This window comes from uncultured Nostoc sp., from assembly GCF_937863485.1.
Lineage (GTDB): Bacteria > Cyanobacteriota > Cyanobacteriia > Cyanobacteriales > Nostocaceae > Nostoc.
Genome location: NZ_CALMFY010000112.1, coordinates 1 through 3457 on the forward strand (window position 1 = coordinate 1; position 3457 = coordinate 3457).

Consider the following 3457-nt stretch of genomic DNA (forward strand, 5'->3'; position numbering starts at 1 on the left):
TATTCACTTTATCAACAACTGTGATTTTTCACAACTCATTTAGGATTGCTATAGCTGTGAGCAGCCGAGAGAACGACCAAGAGAGTATCAAGAACAAAAAAAATATTATTCAGGTAAAAAGAAAAATCATACTTTAAAAAACCAGTTAATAGTTTTACCTAATGGCAGAGATATTGTTGATGTTGTGGCAGGTTTACCCGGTCCGAAAAGTGATATAAATCTTTTTAGAGAGCAGTACAAAGGATTTGACCCAAAACAAAAGTTTAACGGTGATAAAGGTTATGTCGGAGAACCGTCAGTTAAAACTCCATATAAAAAACCAAGAAATCAGGAATTAACACCTGAGCAAAAACAAAAAAATAAAGAACTGTCATCATCACGAATATTTGTCGAACACTTGATTCGTTTGGTTAAAATATTCCGAGTCGCTCAAGAGAGATTTCGATTAAAACCTCAGAAATATGAGCAAATAATTTTCACAATCTGTGGACTCGTTAGGTTAAGGATTGGAACGCTAATATTGTAAGTCTGAAAAGCTCTGATTAACAAGATTAAAATTATGTATGTAAAAACCTATGTTTTACCTTGTTATCAATAATAACCATCTCAAACTCCTATAATTACGTTAAACAGGCACTCCAATTCCAGAATGCGATCGCGTGATGAAAGTCAGTCATGCAATGCTTTTACCTGTTTTCGGAGATGTCTATTAATTATCGTGCTGCATGGCTCTAATCTGACAAGCGTTGTAGGTAAAGCTACGGCTGGACTGGCAGATACCTTTAAGCAATCGGTTAACTTTATTGGCTGTGTAGCTGTTGCGGTTAGCGCTGGCGTTTTACGCAAAATGAATGTTGCTAGTGGAGAATATTTCAAAGCCAACCCTAACAACTTTGGAGAACCTGTTAGCGGTGGTAATCTGGGCATAATTCCTGAATGGCTAAAGACCCATTTGCACCCAGGCAATGGGCAACCAGACCCAGCTAGAACATTACTTCAGTTCTTCCCGGAATTGATTCAACAGCATGAAAGGGCAGTCATACCTAGAGGAGAGAAGATTGCCCAAAGAGACGCAGTTAATCATCTGGAGTCCATTTTTTCAAAGCCTTATCAGGAAGTGGAATTTCTGGAAGTAGAAGAGAGTCGTATTTCTGAGGCTGATTTAGAACAGATTGTAGCAATTGTTGCGGCTACTGTTAGTCCTCCAGCTTCTTTTGCCGCTATCAGAAACAGCCGCAAGTGGGGCGAAGAGAAAAAGAGTGTTCTTTACCTGAGAAATGCCCTATCACAATTGATTGACACTAACCGATTGTGCGGAAATGAAAAAGATGGTTTCAGCGTTTTTAACATTAATCACTAATATTCGTCACAGTTCTCGTCGAGTTCCGGTCGAGTTCCGGTATTCTTACATCTTCAAATACGGCTGAAAAATAGAGTTTTTTTATTTCTCCAGTAAGACTTAATTTTTCTAAACATTTTCTGGAATGTCGGAGCATAGGAAGTTTAAAAATGAGTGATAAATTAACCACAGCATTGCAAAAATTAGCCTATAAGTCCAGTTAAGCAAGACAGATTGGCTATCGAACGCCTAGAAAAACAGTACGGCGCTTCTTTACTAGAAATTACCAATGAGCTTGAAAATTATGCCATAGTCCATCAATCCATATCGGACGAAAGGGCTAAACCCAAAAATCAGTTGATTATCGTTTGCTGTTATGGCTGTCTTTGGGGTGCAGTTATCGGAATTGCGACGTTATTTATCAAGCCCAGCGTGACTGTGGCGGCAATTGGGTTGGGTTTTACGGCTGGGGTATCTGGGAAATTGTTGGTTCAAAAAGGGGAAAGGCTTTGCCGTGAGCGCTTAATCGAACGGTAAAAAGCTATTTATTTAGGGACAGTAGTCGCGTTGAGTTCATCGCTTTTCCCTTTTCCCCTCTTTTTTGTACTTTGTATCACCTGAGATTCTGACTCTTCTTTGCTGGAATTAACCATTTGCATCAAGTGCTGATTTAGATAACTTTGCGCTGAAATATACAGACTTTCCCAAATCTCTTGATTGCGGCTGATTTTTGTGCCGACTGTATTCCCTGCTGTTTTCTCGGATACCAAGTATTTGCGGAAATAGTTAGCCCACAGGTGTTGGAGGAAATCTTCAGCGAATTCATTAAACGGCAGAATCCATTTATAGTCCTTATCCAAAAATACTCGATAGGACGCAATTATCGGTAATGCAAGGTCAGTTGGCGCACCAAACCCAAAAGAATACTTACTGTCAGCCAACAATGTAGTTTTACGTATATCTATTGAGGCTAAATCGTTGCTACCCTTTCTTCTGGGGCTGCTGATATGGTCTTGAATTATTTGATAGAGTCTTTGCTCTATCCACAGAGCTTGAGAGAGCAGAGGTAGTAAAGCGGTTAATCTTTCCCTTTCTGCGTCTGTGATGTTACTTGGAAGACTCATCCCTGCTGGGTGTTTGGTTCGTTTATTGCCGTCGGGATTGTATTTATTTCTGTCGAGGCAGTAAAGCAGCTTCAGCAAATGGGTGACATTACATTGGGCATTCCTGGGAGCGCCGCTTTGGTTTTGGTAATAGGCGATGCGGAATTTTCTATCTTCTTTCTGTTCTAACTGGGCTAAATACTGCTTGATGAATTTGTAATCACCTCTGGCGTTGACTTTGGAGCGAGAATCTACTGGCGTTGTGGTGTTACTTGCCAGGGCTATATCTTTGGCTGATTCTTCAGTCAGTCCGATGTGAATCGTAACTTTTACCCTAGCCTGGGTTAGGTCGTATTTATAATTTTTAGCGAAATCAAAAGCTAAAACTGTATGCGCTCCGTTGATAATCCCATCGCTACCTCCCTCGCTTGCTTCTAAGACTTCTAGTTCGAGTGAGGTTTTGCTTGGTTTAACTTTATTGGCACACAGTACGATTCCGCTGTGACGAGAGAAGAATTTTACGGGTTCGGTCGTCAGCGAGTCGAAAATTTGTCTGTAGGTTGCGCTTTTGCGGTTTGGCTCACGGATGTTGGGTTCTAAGGGAAGGTCTATAGGGAAACTGTCTACATGGGCTGTGGCAATAATGCAATTGGGGTTGGCTTGAAAATAGTTATCTACCAAAATGTTCCAAGTCTTGGGCATAGTAAATCTGGCGATGAAATTAATCGGTTAACGTTACTGTATCTGTTATCGTTGTTTCATTGTGGCATTGTTGCTCTGGTTAACCAAATAGCTGCCCCCAACGCCACCAGTTTTCGGTAGTTGAAAGGTGTGAGCCATTTCAAAATCAAGTTCAACTCTGACTTTTACCGTAGGCGCTGCTCAATCGGTACATCTAACCAAAATGTTGCATTCACTAGACATCTTGCAAAAGTTCCTTTTGTAAGATGTTGTGGAAAGGTTAAAGGGTAAAGTGTAAGTGAAAATTCCATCCCTTTGCCCCCGCCCCTTATCC

3 protein-coding genes and 1 pseudogene are annotated in these 3457 nt (G+C 40.7%); 3 read left to right on the forward strand and 1 reads right to left on the reverse strand.

Features of this window, described 5'->3' with window-relative positions:
* Positions 1 to 64: 64 nt before the first annotated feature.
* The 3 genes and pseudogenes from Q0541_RS14650 to Q0541_RS14660 form a co-directional block, all read left to right on the forward strand.
* Positions 65 to 526: pseudogene (locus Q0541_RS14650) on the forward strand (transposase family protein); the annotation flags it as partial.
* 123 nt (positions 527 to 649) lie between these two features.
* Entirely contained in the window at positions 650 to 1360 is a 711-nt protein-coding gene (locus Q0541_RS14655) for a hypothetical protein (protein ID WP_298911443.1), read from the forward strand.
* A 213-nt stretch (positions 1361 to 1573) separates the two neighbouring features.
* Entirely contained in the window at positions 1574 to 1876 is a 303-nt protein-coding gene (locus Q0541_RS14660; protein WP_298911444.1) for a hypothetical protein, read from the forward strand.
* A gap of 8 nt (positions 1877 to 1884) precedes the next feature.
* Here the strand turns inward: Q0541_RS14660 and Q0541_RS14665 are convergent, their stop codons facing one another.
* A complete protein-coding gene (locus Q0541_RS14665) occupies positions 1885 to 3144 on the reverse strand; it encodes an AIPR family protein (protein ID WP_298911445.1) in 1260 nt (419 codons plus the stop codon).
* Positions 3145 to 3457: the final 313 nt, after the last annotated feature.